The organism is Lysobacter arseniciresistens ZS79, from assembly GCF_000768335.1.
GTDB lineage: Bacteria > Pseudomonadota > Gammaproteobacteria > Xanthomonadales > Xanthomonadaceae > Novilysobacter > Novilysobacter arseniciresistens.
Map to the genome: position 1 here is coordinate 57,000 of NZ_AVPT01000012.1, position 20,416 is coordinate 77,415.

Below are 20,416 nucleotides of genomic sequence, written 5' to 3' on the forward strand. Positions count from 1 at the left end.
GGTGCTCCCTGTGGACGGGGAATTCTGGCTGGAAGATGAAGATCCGGCACGCCGTGGAACTCGCGCGGCGCCGGATTGTCTGAGGCTGGACGTCATTGGCAGTTAAGCCATGGCGTCGCTATCCTAGCGCGTCCATCCGGGGCGGTTCGACCGGCTGGGCCACCCAATACGGGGCGGTGCCGCCGCTCGCGTCATCACCGGAGGTTCCACCGAATGAAGTTGCGTTTGATTGCGGTCGCCGTTGCGGCCCTGACCCTGACCGCGGGCCACGCCGTAGCGCAGGACACCTCGTCCGAGAAGGGCAAGCTGAGCTACGCGCTCGGTTACGACCTGGGCCGCAATGCCGCCGAGAGCGGCGAGGCGCTGGACGTGAACACCATCGTCAAGGGTCTGCAGGACGGCTTCGCCAAGAAGGACCCGTCGGTGCCGGTCGACCAGCTGCGCGTCGCCGTGGAGAACATGCAGAAGCGCCAGCAGGCCGCCGCCAAGGCCGCCTGGGACAAGGCCGCCGCCGAGAACAAGACCCGCAGCGACACCTTCATCGCGCAGAACAAGGCCAAGGCCGGCGTGAAGACGCTGCCCAGCGGCGTGCAGTACCGCGTGATCGAGAACGGCAGCGGCGCCAAGCCGACCCAGGCCAGCACCGTGCAGCTCGAGGTGGCCGGCCCGTTCCCCTGGGGCCAGCGTGGCGAGAACGCGCAGGCGCGCGCGATGCCGCCGCTCAAGGTCAGCGAGGTCGAGATGCCTGCCATGCGCGAGGCGCTGCTGCAGATGCAGCCGGGCGCGAAGTGGGAGATCACCCTGGCCCCGCAGCAGGCCTACGGTGCCGACCCGCGCACCGGCGTGCCGCCGAACATGGCGGTGCAGTTCGAGGTCAAGCTGGTCAGCGTCAAGTAACACCGGCCGCGTACGACCCACCGCGCCGCGGGAATCCCTGCGGCACTCGAAACACCCAGTGCGCCGGCCTTCGTGTCGGCGCATTGTTTTTGTGGACCCGCGCGCGGGCCGCGACCGATGGATGCCCGATGACCACCTTCCTGCCCGCCGTCCTCACGCCCTGCATCGGCGTCTGCGTGCTCGACGCGCAGGGCCTGTGCGAGGGCTGCCACCGCACCGGCGACGAGGTCGCGCGCTGGTCGGGGATGGGGGACGCCGAGCGCCTGCGGATGATGGAAGAGGTGCTGCCGGCACGGGAGGCGACCCGGACGTGAGCGTCTTCGGCGCCGCCGGTGCGCTGCGCGAGTTCGCCCGGCTGCGGTCGGCCCTGCGTCCGCTGGACGCCCCCGTCGTCGCCGATGGCTGGAACCGCGACGAGCTCGCCGACCTCCTGCACCCGGAGGTGGAGCTGGCCGACGCCGCGGTGCTGGTCGGCCTGGTCGCGCGCGACCACGGCACCGGCGTGGTGCTGACCCGCCGCACCGAGGACCTGCGCCACCATGCCGGGCAGGTCAGCTTCCCCGGTGGCCGGGTCGAACCGGACGATGTCGATGCGATCGCCGCGGCGCTGCGCGAAACCCGCGAGGAGATCGGCGTCGGCGCCCCGTCGATCCATCCGGTCGGGCTGCTCGACCCGCTGCTGACGATCACCGGCTTCCGCGTGCTGCCGGTGGTCGCCGCGATCGACCCGGACTACGTCGCCCGGCCCGACCCGCGCGAGGTGGCGGAGGTGTTCGAGGTGCCGTTGGCATTCCTGCTCGACCCCGGCAACCTCGAGCGACGGCAAGTGGAGTACAAGGGGCGGACCCGGCAGGTGCTGGAGTTCCGCTACCCGGCGCAACGCATCTGGGGCGCGACCGCCTCGATCCTGTGGAACCTGCGGCAACGACTGGAGGACGTGCGATGAATGATTCCGCCGAGCGGTGGCAGACCCTGGTCGACGTCGACGCGCTGGCGGCGGCGCTCGGGCGCGACGACCTGGTGGTGCTCGACGCCCGTGTCTCGCTGGCCGACCGCAGCGCCGGCGAGGCGTGGTACCGCGAGGGCCACGTCCCCGGAGCCCGCTTCGCCGACCTCGATCGCGACCTGTCCGACCATGCCCGCACGGGCGGTCGCCACCCCTGGCCCGGCGCCGACGACTTCACCGCCCGGCTGGGACGCTGGGGTATCACCCCGTCGCACCAGGTGGTGGTCTACGACGCCGGCGATGGTGCGCTGGCCGCGGCGCGGGCGTGGTTCCTGCTGCGCGCGCTCGGACACCGCGACGTGGCGGTGCTGGACGGTGGCTGGAAGGCGTGGACGGAACGCGGCGGCGCGGTGCAGACCGACGTGCCGGTGCCGGCCCGCGCGGAGTACGACGCCGGTTTCGACCGCGCGCGCCTGCTCGATGCCGAAGGCGTGCAGGCCCACCTCGACGGCGGCGGCATGCTGGTCGATGCGCGTGCGGGCGAACGCTTCCGCGGCGAGGTCGAGCCGCTGGACCGTGCCGCCGGGCACGTGCCGGGCGCCGTCAACCGGCCGTATGCCGACAACCTGCAGGACGGCCGGTTCAAGCCGGCCGGGGTGCTGGCGCGTGAGTTCGGAGAGCTGCTGGATGGCCGTGACGCCGGCGACGTCGCGGTGATGTGCGGCTCCGGTGTCACCGCCTGCCACCACCTGCTGGCGATGGAGCACGCCGGCCTGCCGGGCGCGAAGCTGTTCACCGGCTCGTGGAGCGGGTGGCTGGAAGACCCCGCGCGGCCGGTGGCGACCGGCGCATAACGCGGCCCCGGACTTCTGGGCTTCGCTTACTTCCCCAGCCGCGCCAGCACCGCGCGCAACGCCGCCTGCGTGCCTTCGCCGTACCAGGCCTCGACGAAGCGCTCCATCTCGATGTGCTCGGGCTTGAGTGCCTCCACCAGGTCGGCGCGGGCGATCCGTCGGGTCTGGAGCATTGCCTCGCGGGGCAAGGCCAGCAACTGCTGCAGCCACTCGCGGGCGCGCGTGGCGACGTCCTCGGTCGCGGCCAGTTCGTCGACCAGGCCGATCCGGGCGGCGCGTTCGGACTCGACCAGCTCGCCGGCGACCAGCAGCCGCTCGGCGCGGGCCACGCCCACCGCGCGGCGCATCAGCCGCTGGATTCCCTCGGGCGCGACCAGGCCGACCTGGGTCTCGTTGAGGCCGATGCGGAAGTCGCCGGCGGCCATCACCCGGTAGTCGCAGCACAGGGCGAGGACGCAACCACCCGCCGGCGCGTGGCCGGTGATCGCAGCGGCGACCGGCACCGGGCAGGCGGCGAGTGCCCGCGCGGCGGCGAAGAACGCCTGCCACGCGGCGGTGAGCGCCTCGCGGTCGTCGCCCAGGCCCATCAGGTACGGCACGTCCAGCCCGGCGGAGAACACCTTCGCTCCGCCCGACAGCACGATGCCACCGGCCTCGGCCACCACCGCCGCGTCGACCGCGGCGCGCAGCTCGCGGCAGAGTTCGGGGTCCAGCGCGTTGACCGGCGCGCGCGCGAGCCGCAACTCGACGATCGCGCCGTGGGTGATGACCTCGACCTGGCTCACGGGGTCACGCCCTCCGGCCAGCGGTAACGGACGGTGTAGGTCAGGCGGGTCTCGCCGCCGGCCGGTACCGCCACGGTGAACTCGGCATGGCGCGCGTCGCGGCGTTCGGCCGGGACACTGCTGGACACCACCTCCCAGTCGCTCCAGCGCGGCAGCGGCTCGACCACGTTGATGGTGGCGTCGGTGTCCTTCGCGTTGGCGAGGGTGATCGCGAACGACTCGGTGATCGTGCGGCCGCCGCGGTCGACGTTGAAACCGGTGGCCTCGCGCCGTGCGGTGAGGTCGAACGCGGTGCCGACCTCGAACCGCAGCTCGGCGCCCGCGGGCGTGTGGCCGAGCGTGGACTCGCCGAGGAACTCGCCGCCTTCCTGGACGCGCGCGCGGCCGGCGGGGAGTGGCTGGCCGAGCCCGGCCTCCTCGGTGTTCTGGATCGACACCGCGGCGGTGACCGGCAGGTCGCCGGTCTCGCCGCGGAATCCGGGGTCGAGCAGCGGCCGCGGCGGTTCCCAGTCCGGGCCGCCGGCGTCGACCACGTAGGCGCGCTCGCAGGCGACCCCGTCGACGCGGGCGAACAGCGGCACGCGCTCGGTCGAGCCGGCGCGCACGGCGGTGGTGCCCGGCACGTCGTAGGCGTGGTACTCGCCGGACCCGCGGCGAACCGCCATCTCCGGCGCGGGCGCCGCGGCGACCGCGTCCTGGGCGTAGCCGCGGGCCATGTAGCGGCGCTCGGGCTGGACCCGGTTGGGCTCGCCCGCGACCAGCGTCAGGCTGGCATCGGAGAAGGTCACGCCGGCGCGGTTGGCGACCATCGCCGCGCCATCGAGCGACAGCCGGCAGCCTTCGCCTTCGGCGATCGTCGCGAGGTATTCGGCGCGCCACGCCAGCCCGCCCATCGGGTAGCTCAGCACGAAGTCGGCGTCGCCGCCGCTGCCGGCCCGCACGGTCCACTGCAGTTCGGCGTGCTGCGGCAGCAGCCGGGTGCCGTCGATCACGCTGAAGCTGTCGTACTCGCGGATGACCTTGATGCGACCGTCGGGCAGCGCGAGGGTCAGGCCTTCGCCTGCCGCCACCAGCGTGCCGGTGTCGGTCTGCTTGGCACCGCCGGCGGTGTGCTCGACCGTGACCCGCTGGCCGATCACCTGCGCGGTGACGTCGCCGCTGCCGGTGAGCGGGGCGACGTAGCGCTGCGACTCGACCGTGACGCCGGCCGACTGCGCCCGCAGCACCGCCGCCTCGGCATCGATCGCCGGTGGTACGCCGGTGGCGGAGACCGTGTTCAGGCCTTCCTTGAGCGAGTAGTGCAGCGGCCGCTCGACCAGCGCGTAGCCGGGCATGCCGGGCTGGGCGATGTCGACGCCGGCCAGTGCCGCGTAATCGCCGCTGTAGACGGTCAGCCGGGTGGTGCCCGTGGGCTCGTCGCTGTCGCCGCGCGGGGCCGGGACCGGGGTCGCGGCGGGGGCGGCGGCGTCGCGCGCGGGGGCCGGGGCCTCGGACGAACAGCCGGCCAGGGCGCAGGCGACGGCAAGCAACGACAGCGAACGGTGCATCGTGGACTCCGGTTTTCGGCCTGCCCGTATCATAGGCGCATGAACAGGATCAGTGCTCCCGCCGTGCTCCTCGCCGTGCTTGCCGCATCGGCCGCCCTGCCGGCCTGTGCCCGCGATTGCGCACCGACCGTCCGCGAAGGCTGGCTGCGCATGCCGCCGGTGGAGATGCCGATGCTGGCGGGCTTCGGCCGCATATCCAACGACTGCGATGCGCCGGTGACCATCACCGGCGTCCGCAGCACGCGGTTCGGCGACGCCAGCCTGCACGAAACCCGCATCGTCGACGGCGTCAGCCGGATGCGCGCTGTGCCGGCGCTGGAGCTCGAGGCGGGCGGGGAGGCGGTGCTGGCGCCGGGCGGCCTGCACCTGATGCTGATGCAGCCGGTCGGCGCGTTGGCGCCGGGCGCGACGGTCGAGGTCGAGTTCCTGCTCGAGGGTGGCGGCGTGCTGCGCGGCAGTTTCGAAGTGCGCGGCCCCGGCGGCTGAAGCCGGACGCCACTGACCGGACGCTACGCCGAACAGGCCTCGCGCACGGCTTCCGGCAGCGCGGCGGCGGCGCCGCTGTCGCGGTCGATCCACACCATCACCACATGGCCGTCGCAGAACAGCACGCCGGCGTCGTCGGCATCGACGATGCGGTGGCCGACGGTGAGGCTGGTGTTGCCCAGTCGCTCGACGAACAGTTCGATCACCACCTGCGCCGGCCAGGTGATCGGCCGTCGGTAGTTGAGCTGGGCGGCGGCGACCACCGGCGCGACGTGGTCGTCCATGCCCATGCCGGGCACGGTCAGCATCCAGTGCAGGCGCGCTTCCTCCAGGTAGCTCAGGTACTTGGAGTTGTTGACGTGGTTGAACGCGTCCAGGTCGCGCCAGCGCACCGGCATCGGGATGCGGATCAGGCTGGTGGGGGCGGGGCGCGCGGCTTCCGTGCTCGCCGGTTCGGCGACGTTCCCGGCGCGGCCTGCCGTCGGCGCGTCTGCCTTCGCCGGCGCAGGCTTGTCGCCCACGGACTTGGTCGCCTTCTTGCGCGCCGGGGCCTTGCGGCGCGCCGCTTTCTTGGCCGGCTTGGTCGCTTCCGGGGTGTCGGTCCGGTCGTTGGCGTCGGTGTCGCTCATGCGGCGGGTTTCTTCCTGCTGGTGCTTCGTGCGGCGCGTTTCTTGGCCGGTGGATCGGCGGCGTCCGGTCCGGCCTTCGCCCGCTCCAGCAGCGGCGCCAGGAAGCGGCCGGTGTAGGAGTGTTCGAGCGAGGCGACGTGTTCGGGCGTGCCGGTGGCAAGGATGGTACCGCCCCGGTGGCCGCCTTCGGGGCCGAGGTCGACGATCCAGTCGGCGGTCTTGATCACGTCGAGGTTGTGCTCGATCACCACCACCGTGTTGCCGTCGTCGCGCAGGCGGTGCAGCACGCCGAGCAGGTGCTCGATGTCGTGGAAGTGCAGGCCGGTGGTCGGTTCGTCGAGGATGTACAGCGTGCGGCCGGTGTCGCGGCGCGAGAGTTCCTTCGACAGCTTGACGCGCTGGGCCTCGCCGCCCGACAGCGTGGTCGCCGACTGACCGAGCTTGATGTAACTCAGGCCGACGTCCACCAGCGTCTCCAGCTTGCGCCCGATCGACGGGATGTTCTCGAACAGCTCCAGCGCATCCTCGACGGTCATCTCCAGCACGTCGTTGATGTTGTAGCCCTTGTAGAGGATCTCCAGCGTCTCGCGGTTGTAGCGCTTGCCGCCGCAGACGTCGCACGGCACGTACACGTCCGGCAGGAAGTGCATCTCGACCTTGATCAGGCCGTCGCCCTGGCAGGCCTCGCAGCGGCCGCCGCGCACGTTGAAGCTGAAGCGGCCGGCGGCGTAGCCACGCGCGCGGGCCTCCGGCACCTGCGCGAACAGCTCCCGAAGCGGCGTGAACAGGCCGGTGTAGGTGGCCGGGTTGCTGCGCGGCGTGCGGCCGATCGGTGACTGGTCGATGTCGACCACCTTGTCGAACAGGTCGAGGTTGGCGACCGAGCGGTACGGTGCCACCGGCCGCGACGCGCCGTTGAGCTCGTTGGCGCACAGCGCGTACAGGGTGTCGTTGATAAGCGTCGACTTGCCCGAGCCCGACACGCCGGTGACGCAGGTGAGCAGGCCGGCCGGGATGTCGAGGTCGACGTCCTTGAGGTTGTGGCCGCTGGCGCCGCGCAGGTGCAGCGTCATGTCGGCCTTGGGCTCGTGCCGCCGGGCCGGCACCTCGATCCGCCGGGCGCCGCTCAGGTACTGGCCGGTCAGCGAGTGCGGCGCCGCCAGCACGTCGGCGTACGTGCCCTGGGCGATCACCTCGCCACCGTGCACGCCCGCGCCGGGGCCGATGTCGACGATGTGGTCGGCCAGGCGGATCGCGTCCTCGTCGTGCTCGACCACGATCACCGTGTTGCCGAGATCGCGCAGCCGCACCAGGGTGCCGAGCAGCCGCTCGTTGTCGCGCTGGTGCAGGCCGATCGATGGTTCGTCGAGCACGTACATCACGCCGACCAGTCCGGCGCCGATCTGGCTGGCCAGGCGGATGCGCTGTGCCTCGCCGCCGGACAGCGAGTCGGCCTTGCGCTCCAGCGTCAGGTAGTCGAGGCCGACGTCGACCAGGAAGCGCAGCCGGTCGGCGATCTCCTTGACGATCCGGGTCGCGATCTCGCCGCGCCAGCCCGGCAGGTGTATGTGCTGGAAGAACCGCAGCGCTTCGTCGATCGGCAGCACCACGATGTCGGTCATCGGCCGGTCGGCGACGAACACGTTGCGCGCGGCGCGGTTGAGCCGGGCGCCGCCGCAGTCGGTGCACGGGCGCTCGCTGATGTACTTGCTCAGCTCCTCGCGCACCGCCGAGGACTCGGTCTCGCGGTAGCGCCGCTCCAGGTTCGGGACGATGCCCTCGAACCGGTGCTTGCGCTGGTGGCGGGTGCCGCCGTCGCTGAGGTAGGAGAACGCGATCACCTCGTCGCCGCTGCCGAACAGCACCGCCTGGCGCACGTCGTCGGGCAGCTGCTGCCACGGCGCGTCGACGTCGAACCGGTAGTGCTTGGCCAGCGACTGGATCAGCTGGAAGTAGTAGGCGTTGCGGCGGTCCCAGCCGCGCACCGCGCCGGCCGACAGGGCCAGCTCGGGGTGCACGACCACCCGGGCCGGGTCGAAGAACTGGGCCACGCCGAGGCCGTCGCAGGTCGGGCAGGCGCCGGCCGGGGCGTTGAACGAGAACAGCCGCGGTTCCAGCTCGCCCAGCGAGTAGTCGCACACCGGGCAGCTGTAGCGCGAGGAGAACAGCAGCGGCGCCGCGGCCGGGTCGTCCAGCGACATCACCTGGGCCATGCCGTCGCCGAGCTTGAGCGCGGTCTCGAACGATTCGGCCAGCCGCTGCTTCATGTCAGCGCGCGGGCGGAAGCGGTCGATCACCGCCTCGATCGTGTGCTTCTGGCGCAGCGCCAGCGGCGGCACCGCATCGATCTCGTGCAGCTCGCCGTCGACCCGCACGCGCACGAAGCCCTGCGCCCGCAGTTGCTCGAACACCTGCGCATGCTCGCCCTTGCGCTCGCGGATCACCGGCGCCAGCAGCATCCAGCGCTGCTCGGCGGTCTCGGGTTTGTCGGCAAGCGCAATCACCTGGTCGACCATCTGGCTGACCGTCTGCGCCTCCAGCGGGTAGCCGTGGTCCGGGCAGCGCGGGGTGCCGACGCGGGCGTACAGCAGGCGCAGGTAGTCGTAGATCTCGGTGATCGTGCCGACGGTCGAGCGCGGGTTGTGCGAGGTCGACTTCTGCTCGATCGAGATCGCCGGGCTCAGGCCCTCGATGTGGTCGAGGTCGGGTTTCTCCATCACCGACAGGAACTGCCGCGCGTAGGCCGACAGCGACTCGACGTAGCGGCGCTGGCCTTCGGCGTAGATCGTGTCGAACGCCAGCGACGACTTGCCCGAGCCGGACAGGCCGGTGATCACGATCAGCTTGTCGCGCGGCAGGTCGAGATCGATGTTCTTGAGGTTGTGCGTCCGCGCACCGCGGATGCGGATGAAATCCATCGCCATCGGGGGCCTGCAAGGGGGGAGGGTGGCCGTCGCCGGGCGACGGACAGCAGATGAGCGTATCGGCCGGGGTATATGGGGGCAAATCGACTGAACGGAAGGCCGCGGCCCGCCGGAGACCCCGGTTCGCGTGGCCCCGGGCAGTTGCTCCAACCCGCTGAAACCCATACAATTCCGCTTCTGTCTGCCCTCGACGGCAGCCAGCGACCAAAATAACTACAGAGGAATCCGGTCATGTACGCAGTTGTTGTCACCGGCGGTAAGCAGTACCGCGTCATGCAGGGCGAGACCCTGCGCGTCGAGCTGCTCGATGCCGAAGCCGGCAGCGAGATCAAGCTCGACAACGTCCTGATGCTGGGCGACGGCGAGGGCGTGAAGCTCGGCGACGCGCTCAAGGGCGCCTCGGTCACCGCCAAGGTGGTCGGCCACGGCCGCGCGGACAAGATCCGCATCGTCAAGTTCCGTCGCCGCAAGCACCACCGCAAGCAGATGGGTCACCGTCAGCACTACACCGAAATCGAGATCACCGGCATCGCCGGTGGCGACAAGAAGTAAGGAGAAGCAGTCATGGCACACAAAAAGGCTGGTGGTTCCACTCGCAACGGCCGCGACTCCAACCCGAAGTACCTCGGCGTGAAGATGTACGGCGGCCAGGCCATCGAGGCTGGCAACATCATCGTCCGCCAGCGTGGCACCCAGTTCCACCCGGGCAGCGGCGTCGGCCTCGGCCGCGACCACACCCTGTTCGCGCTGGTCGACGGCAAGGTCGAGTTCACGACCAAGGGCCCGAAGAAGCGCCGCACCGTCAGCGTCGTCGCCGGTTGATCGCGACGACCCGCGGTCACGAGGGCCCCGCTTCGGCGGGGCTTTTCGTTTCCGCATGACGCTCCCCGAACACCCTACCGATACCATCAGCCCATGAAGCTCGTAGACGAAGCCGAAATCCAGGTCAGCGCAGGCAACGGCGGCAACGGTTGCGTCGGCTTCCGGCGCGAGAAGTTCATCCCGCTGGGTGGCCCCGATGGCGGCGATGGTGGCGACGGCGGCAGCGTCTGGCTGGTCGCCGACGAGAACCTCAACACCCTGGTCGACTTCCGCCACCAGCGCCAGTTCCGCGCCCAGCGTGGGCAGAACGGCATGGGCCGGCAGATGTACGGCAAGGGCGGCGACGACCTGGTCATCACCGTGCCGGTCGGCACCGTCGTCACCAACGTCGAGACCGACGAGGTGATCGGCGACATGACCGGCCACGGTGACCGCCTGCTGGTGGCCAAGGGCGGCAAGGGCGGGCTCGGCAACATGCACTTCAAGAGCTCGACCAATCGCACGCCGCGCAAGGCGCTGCCGGGCCTGCCCGGCGAGGAGCGCGAGCTGCGGCTGGAGCTGAAGCTGCTGGCCGACGTCGGCCTGCTGGGCTTCCCCAATGCCGGCAAGAGCACGCTGATCCGCGCGGTTTCGGCGGCGACGCCGAAAGTGGCGGACTACCCGTTCACCACGCTCTACCCGAACCTCGGCGTGGTCAGCGTCGAGCAGTACCGCAGCTTCGTGATCGCCGACATCCCGGGCCTGATCGAGGGCGCGGCGGACGGTGCCGGGCTGGGTGCGCAGTTCCTGCGGCACCTGCAACGCACCCGGCTGCTGCTGCACCTGGTCGACATCAACCCGATGGCGGGCGGGGTGGAGGGCATCAGCCCGGCCGAGCAGGTCCGCGCGATCGAGCGCGAGCTGGAGAAGCACGATCCCGAACTGCTCGACAAGCCGCGCTGGCTGGTGCTCAACAAGGCCGACCTGCTGCCGGAGGACGAGCGCCAGGCGTTCGCGCAGGCGATCGTCGACGAGCTCGGCTGGAAGGACCGCTGGTACCTCGTGTCGGCGATCGGTCGCGAGGGCACTTGGCCGATCATGCTCGACGTGATGGCGTTCTTCGACCGCCAGCGCGAGGACGCGGCGATGGAAGCGCACGCCCGCGGCGACGCTTAGGCGGTAATCGTCGGCCGGGGTTCGTCCGTCCGGTCGGTAGCGCTTGGCATCAATCAGGGGTGCGGCCGGCGGTTGGAACTACGGACACGAAAAAAACCCGGCCGGAGCCGGGTTTTTTATCGCTGCGGGTCAGCCGGCAGGGCCGGGCGACCCGGTCGCTCGCCTCAGGCGGCGGCCTTGATCGCCTTGATGCGGGCGGTCAGGCGGCTCTTGTGGCGGGCGGCCTTGTTCTTGTGGATCAGGCCGCGCGAGCTGAAGCGGTCGAGGATCGGCTGGGCGACCTTGAAGGCGTTCTCGGCGCCGGCGGCGTCGTTCTCGCCCAGGGCCTTGAGCACCTTCTTCACGGCGGTGCGCAGCATCGAACGCTGGCTGGCGTTACGGGCATTGCGCACGACAGCCTGCTTGGCGCGCTTCTTGGCGGACTTGATGTTTGCCACGGCGTATTCCTGAGATATGTAGGTTGGAGCTGGAAAGATTTATGCTGGCGGACTGGTCTGGTGCCCGGCCGAGCGTCGAATAGACAGGAAATTATGGGGGATTCAATGGTTTGCGTCAACAACCGGCCCGCTCGGGATTCAGCGTGAGCCCAACCCCCTCCAAGGCCCGCCAGGCCGGCATGCTGCGCTCCACCGCGGTGTTCAGCGCGATGACCTTCCTGTCGCGCATCGCCGGCTACCTGCGCGACTGGCTGCAGGCGTCGATGTTCGGTGCCGGGCCGGCGGTCAGCGCGTTCGTGGTGGCCTACCGGATTCCCAACTACCTGCGCCGGATATTCGCCGAGGGCTCGTTCTCCTCGGCGTTCGTGCCGCTGCTGTCGGAGCTGAAGCAGAAGGGCGACGAGCGGGCGATGCAGGACTTCCTCGACCACGTCGCCGGTGCGCTGCTGGCGGTGGTCGTGATGGTCAGCGCGCTGGGCATGCTGCTGGCGCCGTGGGTCGCGCGGCTGTTCCTGGCGTTCGCGCCGGCCGGTACCGAGACCGTGCCGCTGGCGGCGGAGATGCTGCGGATCACCTTCCCGTACCTGACGTTCGTGTCGATGACCGCGCTGGCAGGGGCGGTGCTCAACAGCTTCCGGCAGTTCGGCCTGCCGGCGCTGACGCCGGTGCTGCACAACCTGACCCTGATCGCGGCGATGCTTTTGCTGGCCGGCGCGCTCGACGTGCCCGAGAAGGCGCTGGCCTGGGGCGTGCTGGCCGCCGGCGTGCTGCAGATGCTGGTGCTGTGGCCGGCGATGGGGCGGCTCGGGTTGCGGCCCAGGTTCCGCTTCAACCTGCGCCATCCGGGCGTGCGGCGGGTGATGACGCTGATGCTGCCGACGATCTTCTCGTCCTCGGTGTCGCAGGTGAACCTGCTGGTCGGCACCGTGTTCGCCTCGCTGCTGGTGCCGGCGGCGCAGTCGTGGCTGTACTACTCGGACCGGCTGGTCGAGCTGCCGCTGGGGCTGTTCGGGGTCGCCATCGGCACGGTGATCCTGCCGCAGCTGTCGCGCCTGCACGCCGATGCCGACGCCACCGGCTACTCGCGCTCGCTCGACTGGGGCCTGCGGATGGTGCTGCTGATCGGACTGCCCGCCGCGCTCGGCCTGTGCCTGCTGGCCGAGCCGCTGACCGCCTCGCTGTTCCGCTACGGGGAGTTCACCGGGGAGGACACCCGGATGGTCGGTTACGCGCTGACCGCGATGGGCGTCGGCATCCCGGCCTTCATGCTCAGCAAGGTGCTGCTGCCGGCGTTCTACTCGCGGCAGGACACGCGCACACCGATGCGGGCCGCGGTGCTGACGGTGGTCGCCAACGTGGTGCTGACGGTCGCGCTGGTCACGCCGATGTACTACGCCGGGCTGCCGTACGCACATGCCGGCATCGCGGCGGCGACTGCGCTGGCCGGCATCCTCAACGCCGGGCTGCTGTGGCGCTACCTGCGGCGCGACGGGATCTACCTGTCGCAGCCGGGCTGGGGGCGCTGGCTGGGGCGGATCGTGGCCGGCCTGCTGGTGATGGCGGCGGTGGTGGTCGGCCTGCGCGAGTGGGTCGGTGACTGGACCGCGATGCCCGGGCTGTGGCGCTGGGCGTGGCTGATGGCGGTGGTGGGGGCCGGTGCGGGCGCCTACGGCCTGGTGCTGGTCGCGCTGGGGCTGCGGCCGCGCCACCTGCGGCATTGAGCGGCACGGGTCGAGAGGCCGGCCACGGGCCCGGCCAAACCGGCGTGCCCGCTATACTTCAAGCGATGAGCAGGCTGTTTCGAGACGTCGACGGCGGGCGCCGGTGCCCGCACGGCAGTGTGGTCTGCATCGGCGCCTTCGACGGCCTCCACCTGGGGCATCGGGCGCTGGTGCGCCGCGCGGTCGAACGCGCGCGCACGCTCGGCGTACCGGCGGTCGCGCTCAGCTTCGAGCCGCTGCCGCGCGAGTTCTTCGCGCCCGGCAACCCGCCCCCACGGCTGCTGTCGCCGCGTGCCAAGGCCGAGGGGCTGCTGGCGCTGGGCGCCGACAAGGTCGGACTGCTGCGGTTCGATGCGCGGATGGCGTCGATGACGGCGGCCGACTTCGTGCGCGACGTGCTGGTCGGCCACCTCGGTGTGCGCGAGGTCTGGGTCGGTCCCGAGTTTCGCTTCGGCAAGGGCCGAGTGGGCGATCTTGCATTGCTGCAGGCCATCGGACGGGAGCTGGCGGACACCGGCCAGGGCTTCACCGCCCACCAGATCGAACCGGTCCTGCTTGATGGCGAGCGCGTATCCAGCACCCGCATCCGGGCGGCGCTGGGGGCGGGCGACTTCGACGCCGCCGCGCGTATGCTGGGCCGGCCGTTCGCCATTGGCGGGCGCGTGGCCCGCGGCGCCCGGCTTGGCCGTACCCTCGGCTTCCCGACCGCCAACCTGCGCTTCCATGGCAAGGCGCCGCCGCTGGCCGGCATCCACGCCGTCCGCGTGCATGGCCTCGGCGGCGCGCCGCTGTCGGGTGTCTCCAGCCTGGGCACCCGCCCGACCGTGGACGGTACCGAACTGCTGCTTGAAACCCATCTGTTCGATTTCGACGGCGACCTGTACGGTCGGCGGATCGAGGTCGAGTTCGTCGCCCACCTGCGCGACGAGGAAAAGTTCGATGACCTGCCGACCCTGGTCGCGCAGATGCACCGCGACGCCGAACAGGCCCGCACCATCCTCCTGCAAGACCCCACAAGAGCCCGCGCGTGAGCGAGAAGACCAGCGACAACCCGTACAAGTCGACCCTGCACCTGCCGGCGACCGATTTCCCGATGCGCGGCGACCTGCCCAAGCGCGAGCCGGTGACGCTGGCGCGCTGGGAGGAGCAGCGCCTGTACCAGCGCGTCCGCGAGAAGGTGAGGGGCCGCGAGCGCAGCTTCGTCCTGCACGACGGCCCGCCGTACGCCAACGGCGCGATCCACATCGGCCACGCGGTCAACAAGGTGCTCAAGGACATCGTGGTCAAGTCGCGCCTGCTGGCCGGCTTCGATGCACCGTACGTGCCGGGCTGGGACTGCCACGGCCTGCCGATCGAGATCGCGATCGAGAAGAAGTACGGCAAGGTCGGGACGAAACTCGACGCCGCCCAGTTCCGCCAGAAGTGCCGCGAGTACGCCGCCGAGCAGATCGACCTGCAGCGCCGCGACTTCAAGCGCCTGGGCGTGCTGGGCGACTGGGACAACCCGTACCGCTCGATGGATTTCCGCTTCGAGGCGGACATGCTGCGCTCGCTGGCGAAGATCATCGCGCGCGGCCACCTCGTGCGCGGCGCCAAGCCCGTGCACTGGTGCTTCGACTGCGGCTCGGCGCTGGCCGAGGCCGAGATCGAGTACGCCGACAAGGTATCGCCGGCGGTCGACGTCGCCTACCCGGCGAAGTCCGCGCGCGACGTCGCGACCGCGTTCGAGGCGGTTGCCCCCGACGACGTGCAGGTCGCCGTGCCGATCTGGACCACCACGCCGTGGACGCTGCCGGCCAGCGTCGCGATCAGCGTCGGCGCGGACCTCGACTACGTGCTGGTCGAAGGTCCCGCGCTCGCGGACGGCGGCCGTCGCTGGCTGGTGCTGGCAGAGGCGCTGGCCGCGAAGGCGCTGGCGCGCTACGGCGTCGATGAGGTCGTGGTCCACGGCCGCGCGAAGGGCGTCGAGCTGGAGAACCTCGTCGTCCGGCACCCGTTCTACGACCGCGACATCCCGCTGTTGCTCGGCGAGCACGTGTCCGACGAGGACGGCACCGGCAACGTCCACACCGCGCCGGGCCACGGCCAGGAGGACTTCGCGGTCGGTCGCCGGTATGGCCTGGTCGACCGCTACGAGGCTGCCCAGCTCAACCCGGTCGACGCCCGAGGTGTCTACCTGCCGGGCACGCCCGCGCTCGCCGGCACCGAGCTGGCCGGCCTGCACATCTGGAAGGCCAACGACGTCATCGTCGATGCCCTGCGTGCGGGCGGCGCGCTGCTGGCCTTCAGCAAGCTCGAGCACAGCTACCCGCACTGCTGGCGCCACAAGACGCCGGTGGCGTTCCGCGCCACGCCGCAGTGGTTCATCTCGATGGAAAAGGCCGACCTGCGGGCCGACGCGCTCAAGGCGATCGGCGACGTGCAGTGGTTCCCCGACTGGGGCGAGGCGCGCATCGCCGGCATGGTCGAGGGCCGGCCGGACTGGTGCATCAGCCGCCAGCGCACCTGGGGCGTGCCAATCGCGCTGTTTGTCCACAAGGCGACGCACGAGCCGCACCCGCGCTCGGTCGAGCTGATGGGCGAGGTCGCCAAACTCGTCGAGACCGACGGCATCGACGCCTGGTACGCGCTCGACCCGGCGACGCTGCTCGGCGACGAGGCGGCCGACTACGACAAGGTCACCGACATCCTCGATGTCTGGTTCGACTCCGGCGTCACCCACGAGTGCGTGCTCGCGCAGCGACCGGAAGACGGCCTGCGCAAGCCGGCCGACCTGTACCTGGAAGGCTCCGACCAGCACCGCGGCTGGTTCCAGTCCTCGCTGCTGACCGGCGTGGCGATGGATGGCGTCGCGCCGTACCGGCAGGTGCTGACCCACGGTTTCACCGTCGATGCCGACGGCCGCAAGATGTCCAAGTCGCTCGGCAACGTGGTCGCCCCGCAGAAGGTGGTCGACGCGATGGGCGCCGACGTGCTGCGGCTGTGGATCGCCTCGGCCGACTACCGCAACGAGATGACCGTCTCCGACGAGATCCTCAAGCGCAGCGCCGACAACTACCGCCGCATCCGCAACACCGCGCGCTTCCTGCTCGGCAACCTGCACGGCTTCGACCCGGCCGCGCACCTGCTGCCGCTGGACGGCGAGGGCGATACGGCAATGGTCGCGCTCGACCGCTGGATCGTGCACCGTGCCCACGGCCTGCAGCAGAAGATCACCGCGGCCTACGAGCGCTACGACTTCAGCGAGGTGGTGCAGATCCTCGCCAATTTCTGCAGCGTCGACCTCGGCTCGCTCTACCTCGACGTCACCAAGGACCGCCTCTACACGATGCGCGGGGACTCGCGCGGCCGGCGCTCGGCGCAGAGCGCGATGTACCGCATCGCCGAGGCGTTCGTGCGCTGGATCGCGCCGATCCTGAGCTTCACCGCCGAGGAGATGTGGGGCCACCTGCCGGCGGAGACCGGGCAGGGCGCGCGCGAGGACAACGTGCTGTTCGCCACCTGGTACGAGGGCCTGGCGCCGCTGCCGGACGGCGCCGCGCTGTCGGCCGACGACTTCCGCCGCCTGCTGGCGCTACGCGAACAGGTCAGCAAGGTGCTTGAGCCGATGCGCGCGGCCGGCACCATCGGCGCCGCGCTGGAGGCCGAGATCGCGCTGCACGCCGGGGTTGCCGACCAGAACTGGCTGGCGCCGATCGTCGACGAGCTGCGCTTCCTGTTCATCAGCGGCGACGTCAGCGTGGTCGCCGATGAGCAGGCGGCCGACATCCGCGTCGCGGCCGCGCGCACCGAAAAGGCCAAGTGCGGCCGCTGCTGGCAGCACCGCGGCGACGTCGGTGCCGTCGAAGCCCATCCCACCCTCTGTGGCCGCTGCGTCGACAACGTCGATGGTGACGGCGAAGACCGCCGCTGGTTCTGACATGAAGCCCCCCGCACCCAAACCCAACGCGCTCGCCTGGCTGGCCGTCTCGGTCCTGGTCATCGCGCTCGACCAGCTGACCAAGTACTGGGTCCTGACCCGCCTGCCGGAGTACACCGCGATCCCGGTGATCGACGGCTTCTGGAACTGGTACCGCACTTACAACACCGGAGCCGCCTTCAGCTTCCTCAGCGACGCCGGTGGCTGGCAGAAGTACTTCTTCGTGGTCCTCGCCGCGGCCATCTGCGGCCTGCTCGGCTACTGGCTGTCGCGCACGCCACGTCGCGACTGGAAAACCGCGTTGCCGTACGCGTTGGTCATCGGCGGCGCCATCGGTAACGTCATCGACCGACTGGTCCACGGGCACGTGGTCGACTTCATCCAGTGGTATGTCGGCGACTACTACTGGCCAGCCTTCAACATCGCCGACGCGGCCATCGTCGGCGGCGCGATCGGCATCGCCGCCTACGGGTTGTTCAGCGGCGAGCGCAAGCCCGATGCAGCGCGGGAGTAAAATCACCGGATGGACCTGATCCTCGCCAACCCCCGCGGCTTCTGTGCCGGCGTCGACCGTGCGATCGAGATCGTCAACCGTGCACTGGAGACCCTCGGCGCGCCGATCTACGTGCGCCACGAGGTGGTCCATAACAAGTTCGTGGTTGACGACCTCAAGCAGCGCGGCGCGATCTTCGTCGAGGAGCTTGACGAGGTGCCCGACGGCAACACCGTCATCTTCAGTGCCCACGGCGTGTCCCGCGCGGTGCGTGCGGAGGCCGACCGCCGCGGGCTCAAGGTGTTCGACGCCACCTGCCCGCTGGTGACCAAGGTCCATCTGGAGGTCTCGCGGCAGTGCCGCGCGGGCCGCGACATGGTCCTGATCGGCCACGAGGGCCACCCGGAGGTGGAGGGCACGATGGGCCAGTGGCAGCGTGAGGCCGGCGCCGGACAGATCTATCTGGTCGAGGACCTCGACGACGTCGCCACGCTACAGGTCGAGCAGCCCGACAACCTGTCGTTTACCACCCAGACCACGCTCTCGGTCGACGACACCCGCGGCATCATCGAAGCACTCAAGGCACGGTTCCCCGCGATCCAGGGGCCCAAGAACGACGACATCTGCTACGCCACCCAGAATCGCCAGGACGCGGTGCGCGAGTTGGCCGGCCGCTGCGACCTGATCCTGGTGGTCGGCTCGGTCAACAGCTCCAACTCCAACCGGCTGCGTGAGCTGGCCGAACGTGAAGGCGTGGCGGCCTACCTGATCGACGGCGCCGACGAGATCGACCCGGCTTGGGTTGCCGGTCGCACCCGGGTCGGCATCACCGCCGGCGCATCGGCGCCCGAGGTGCTGGTTCGTGGCGTCGTCGACCGCCTCCGTGAGCTCGGTGCCGGCAGCGTGAGCAACCTCGACGGCAAGCCGGAAAACATGGTTTTCGCACTGCCGAAGGAGCTGCGGGTCCAACTGGTCACCGATTGACCCACCCGGGCCCGCCACCTAGAATTCCGCCCCTTGGCCGGAGTAGCTCAGTTGGTAGAGCACGTCATTCGTAATGATGGGGTCGTAGGTTCGATTCCTATCTCCGGCACCAGACAACGGGACCCGCTTCGGCGGGTCTTTTTGTTGGTGCAGTGGGGTGACCGTGGTCGACGTGCGCAACCCGTCTCGCGTCCGCAACATGCCGGTGCCGACCCTCGGCGGCGTGCTGCCGTGCCGGTACGACCCGGCCATCGCAAGCTTCAATGTGCGCACGTGGCTGCGCCGCGTCATGAGCGCGCGGCTGGACGCCACGGCCGACGCGCTGCACGGATGGGTCGAGGCGGGGCGGGGCCAGCCGCCCGCCCGCCGGAAGGGGACATGGGTGCCGCGTGCAGTGCGCCGAGCCGTTAGAGTGACGCCACCCCGCTAGGACCCCGCCGCATGCCCAGCCCCGACCACGCTTCCGTCCCCGATATCGCCAACGCCCGCATCGCGGTGATCGGGCTCGGGTACGTCGGCCTGCCGCTGGCGGTCGCGTTCGGACAGCACTTCGACACGCTCGGGTTCGACATCGACGGCGGGCGCGTGGACGAGCTGCAGCGCGGCCACGACCGTACCGGCGAGACCGGTGCCGATGCGCTTTCCGCCGCTACCCGCTTGCGGCTGTCCGCCGATCCCGCGGCGCTGGCCGGCTGCAACGTCCATATCGTCACCGTGCCGACGCCGGTCGACGAGGCGACCCGCCCGGACCTGCGTCCACTCGAGCATGCCAGCCGCACCGTCGGTGCGGTGCTCAAGCGCGGCGACGTGGTGGTGTACGAGTCCACGGTTTACCCCGGCACCACCGAGGAGGTCTGCGTGCCGGTGCTGGAGGCCGCGTCGGGGCTGGTGTTCAACCGCGACTTCACCTGTGGCTACAGCCCCGAGCGGATCAACCCGGGCGACCGCGAGCACCGGCTTGAGACGATCACCAAGGTCACCTCCGGCTCGACGCCGGAAGCGGCGAGCTTCGTCGACGCGCTGTACCGGACCATCATCAGCGCGGGCACCCACCGCGCGCCGTCGATCCGCGTCGCCGAGGCGGCCAAGGTGATCGAGAACACCCAGCGAGACGTCAACATCGCCCTGGTCAACGAACTGGCGATGATCTTCCAGACGATGGGGATCGACACCGCCGACGTGCTGGCCGCGGCCGGCACCAAGTGGAACTTCCTGCCGTTCACGCCGGGCCTCGTCGGCGGCCACTGCATCGGTGTCGACCCGTACTACCTGACCCACAAGGCGACGGTGTTGGGCTACCACCCCGAGCTGATCCTGACCGCGCGGCGCATCAACAGCCGGATGGGCCTGCACGTCGCGCACCAGGTGCTGCGACTGATGGCCGGCAAGCGCATCCACGTGGTCGGCTCGCGCGTGCTGGTGCTGGGGCTGACCTTCAAGGAGGACTGCCCGGACCTGCGTAACACCCGGGTGGTCGACATCGTCCGCGAGCTGGAGGCCTCGCACGCGCAGGTGGACGTGCATGATCCGTGGGCGGATGCCGGCGAGGCGCGCGCGGTGCTCGGGCTGCGGCTGGTGGAGGCGCCGGCGCGTGGCGCGTACGACGCGGTCATCCTCGCGGTGCCGCACCGGCGGTTGCTGGAGCAGGGTGCCGAAGGGGTCCGCGGCTACGGCAAGCCGGAGTGCGTGGTCTACGACGTGAAGTCGGCGCTGTCCGACGGCGCCGCCGACGGCCGACTGTAGAGCGGCTTCAGCCGCTACCAGGAACCGGTGCGGGCGAACGGTTATCCGATCGCGGCTGAAGCCGCTTGTGTCTT

The 20,416-nt window shown here is 70.5% G+C and carries 18 protein-coding genes, 1 tRNA gene and 1 pseudogene; 15 read left to right on the top strand and 5 right to left on the bottom strand.

What is annotated here, in order from left to right; all coding sequences use genetic code 11:
* The first annotated feature begins 213 nt into the window (after nt 1–213).
* The 3 genes and pseudogenes from N799_RS08035 to N799_RS08050 all read left to right on the top strand — a co-directional run bounded on the left by N799_RS08035 (nt 214) and on the right by N799_RS08050 (nt 2,697).
* On the top strand, nt 214–897 hold the full coding sequence (locus tag N799_RS08035; RefSeq protein WP_036210546.1) for an FKBP-type peptidyl-prolyl cis-trans isomerase N-terminal domain-containing protein: 684 nt from the start codon (nt 214–216) through the stop codon (nt 895–897).
* Nucleotides 898–1,025: 128 nt separating this feature from the next.
* Nucleotides 1,026–1,843: pseudogene (locus N799_RS08045) on the top strand (CoA pyrophosphatase).
* Nucleotides 1,840–2,697, top strand: a complete 858-nt coding sequence (locus N799_RS08050) for a sulfurtransferase (protein WP_036210556.1) — start codon at nt 1,840–1,842, stop codon at nt 2,695–2,697. The pseudogene N799_RS08045 and the gene N799_RS08050 overlap by 4 nt, the downstream one beginning before the upstream one ends.
* A 26-nt stretch (nt 2,698–2,723) precedes the next feature.
* On the opposite strand, the gene N799_RS08055 is transcribed toward N799_RS08050, so the two are convergent.
* Both N799_RS08055 and N799_RS14390 read right to left on the bottom strand, forming a co-directional pair.
* On the bottom strand, nt 2,724–3,482 hold the full coding sequence (locus N799_RS08055) for an enoyl-CoA hydratase/isomerase family protein (protein WP_036210559.1): 759 nt from the start codon (nt 3,480–3,482) through the stop codon (nt 2,724–2,726).
* Nucleotides 3,479–5,029: a DUF4139 domain-containing protein gene (locus N799_RS14390; RefSeq protein ID WP_052101359.1), complete on the bottom strand. Its 1,551-nt coding sequence runs from the start codon at nt 5,027–5,029 to the stop codon at nt 3,479–3,481. The genes N799_RS08055 and N799_RS14390 overlap by 4 nt, the downstream gene beginning before the upstream one ends.
* 39 nt (nt 5,030–5,068) lie before the next feature.
* Here N799_RS14390 and N799_RS08070 point away from each other — a divergent pair, with 39 nt between their 5' ends.
* The gene (locus N799_RS08070; protein ID WP_036210568.1) at nt 5,069–5,515 is read left to right on the top strand and encodes a copper chaperone PCu(A)C; all 447 of its coding nucleotides are present in this window, start codon (nt 5,069–5,071) and stop codon (nt 5,513–5,515) included.
* A 23-nt stretch (nt 5,516–5,538) separates the two neighbouring features.
* Here the strand turns inward: N799_RS08070 and N799_RS15285 are convergent, their stop codons facing one another.
* Nucleotides 5,539–5,913 (bottom strand): acyl-CoA thioesterase, encoded by a 375-nt coding sequence (locus N799_RS15285; protein ID WP_036210628.1) that lies wholly within the window; start codon nt 5,911–5,913, stop codon nt 5,539–5,541.
* 227 nt (nt 5,914–6,140) lie between these two features.
* Nucleotides 6,141–9,068: an excinuclease ABC subunit UvrA gene (gene uvrA, locus N799_RS08080; RefSeq protein ID WP_036210571.1), complete on the bottom strand. Its 2,928-nt coding sequence runs from the start codon at nt 9,066–9,068 to the stop codon at nt 6,141–6,143.
* 231 nt (nt 9,069–9,299) lie between these two features.
* On the opposite strand from uvrA, the gene rplU reads away from it, so the two are divergent.
* From rplU to cgtA, 3 genes are all read left to right on the top strand, one after another.
* Entirely contained in the window at nt 9,300–9,620 is a 321-nt protein-coding gene (gene rplU / locus N799_RS08085) for a 50S ribosomal protein L21 (protein WP_036210574.1), read from the top strand.
* Nucleotides 9,621–9,632: 12 nt separating this feature from the next.
* The gene (gene rpmA, locus N799_RS08090) at nt 9,633–9,890 is read left to right on the top strand and encodes a 50S ribosomal protein L27 (RefSeq protein ID WP_036210576.1); all 258 of its coding nucleotides are present in this window, start codon (nt 9,633–9,635) and stop codon (nt 9,888–9,890) included.
* Nucleotides 9,891–9,983: 93 nt separating this feature from the next.
* The gene (gene cgtA / locus N799_RS08095) at nt 9,984–11,045 is read left to right on the top strand and encodes an Obg family GTPase CgtA (protein WP_036210579.1); all 1,062 of its coding nucleotides are present in this window, start codon (nt 9,984–9,986) and stop codon (nt 11,043–11,045) included.
* Nucleotides 11,046–11,209: 164 nt separating this feature from the next.
* Here cgtA and rpsT read toward each other — a convergent pair whose 3' ends face one another.
* Complete coding sequence (gene rpsT, locus N799_RS08100; RefSeq protein WP_036210581.1) at nt 11,210–11,482, bottom strand: 30S ribosomal protein S20; 273 nt, start codon at nt 11,480–11,482, stop codon at nt 11,210–11,212.
* 143 nt (nt 11,483–11,625) lie between these two features.
* On the opposite strand from rpsT, the gene murJ reads away from it, so the two are divergent.
* From murJ to N799_RS08135, 8 genes are all read left to right on the top strand, one after another.
* The gene (gene murJ / locus N799_RS08105; protein ID WP_338038898.1) at nt 11,626–13,203 is read left to right on the top strand and encodes a murein biosynthesis integral membrane protein MurJ; all 1,578 of its coding nucleotides are present in this window, start codon (nt 11,626–11,628) and stop codon (nt 13,201–13,203) included.
* Nucleotides 13,204–13,268: 65 nt separating this feature from the next.
* Complete coding sequence (locus N799_RS08110; RefSeq protein ID WP_036210585.1) at nt 13,269–14,234, top strand: bifunctional riboflavin kinase/FAD synthetase; 966 nt, start codon at nt 13,269–13,271, stop codon at nt 14,232–14,234.
* Between the two features lie 62 nt (nt 14,235–14,296).
* Complete coding sequence (ileS, locus tag N799_RS08115; protein WP_052101362.1) at nt 14,297–17,122, top strand: isoleucine--tRNA ligase; 2,826 nt, start codon at nt 14,297–14,299, stop codon at nt 17,120–17,122.
* 1 nt (nt 17,123) lies between these two features.
* Nucleotides 17,124–17,636, top strand: coding sequence for a signal peptidase II (gene lspA / locus N799_RS08120; RefSeq protein ID WP_036210588.1), 513 nt, complete (start codon nt 17,124–17,126; stop codon nt 17,634–17,636).
* 9 nt (nt 17,637–17,645) lie between these two features.
* Nucleotides 17,646–18,599 carry a 4-hydroxy-3-methylbut-2-enyl diphosphate reductase gene (gene ispH / locus N799_RS08125; protein ID WP_036210590.1) on the top strand — a complete coding sequence of 318 codons (954 nt, stop codon included), beginning with the start codon at nt 17,646–17,648 and terminating at the stop codon, nt 18,597–18,599.
* 36 nt (nt 18,600–18,635) lie between these two features.
* A tRNA-Thr gene (locus tag N799_RS08130) sits at nt 18,636–18,711 on the top strand.
* A gap of 45 nt (nt 18,712–18,756) precedes the next feature.
* Complete coding sequence (locus tag N799_RS15290; RefSeq protein ID WP_152597859.1) at nt 18,757–19,029, top strand: hypothetical protein; 273 nt, start codon at nt 18,757–18,759, stop codon at nt 19,027–19,029.
* An 11-nt stretch (nt 19,030–19,040) separates the two neighbouring features.
* Complete coding sequence (locus tag N799_RS08135; RefSeq protein ID WP_036210593.1) at nt 19,041–20,342, top strand: nucleotide sugar dehydrogenase; 1,302 nt, start codon at nt 19,041–19,043, stop codon at nt 20,340–20,342.
* The last annotated feature ends 74 nt before the right edge of the window (nt 20,343–20,416 follow it).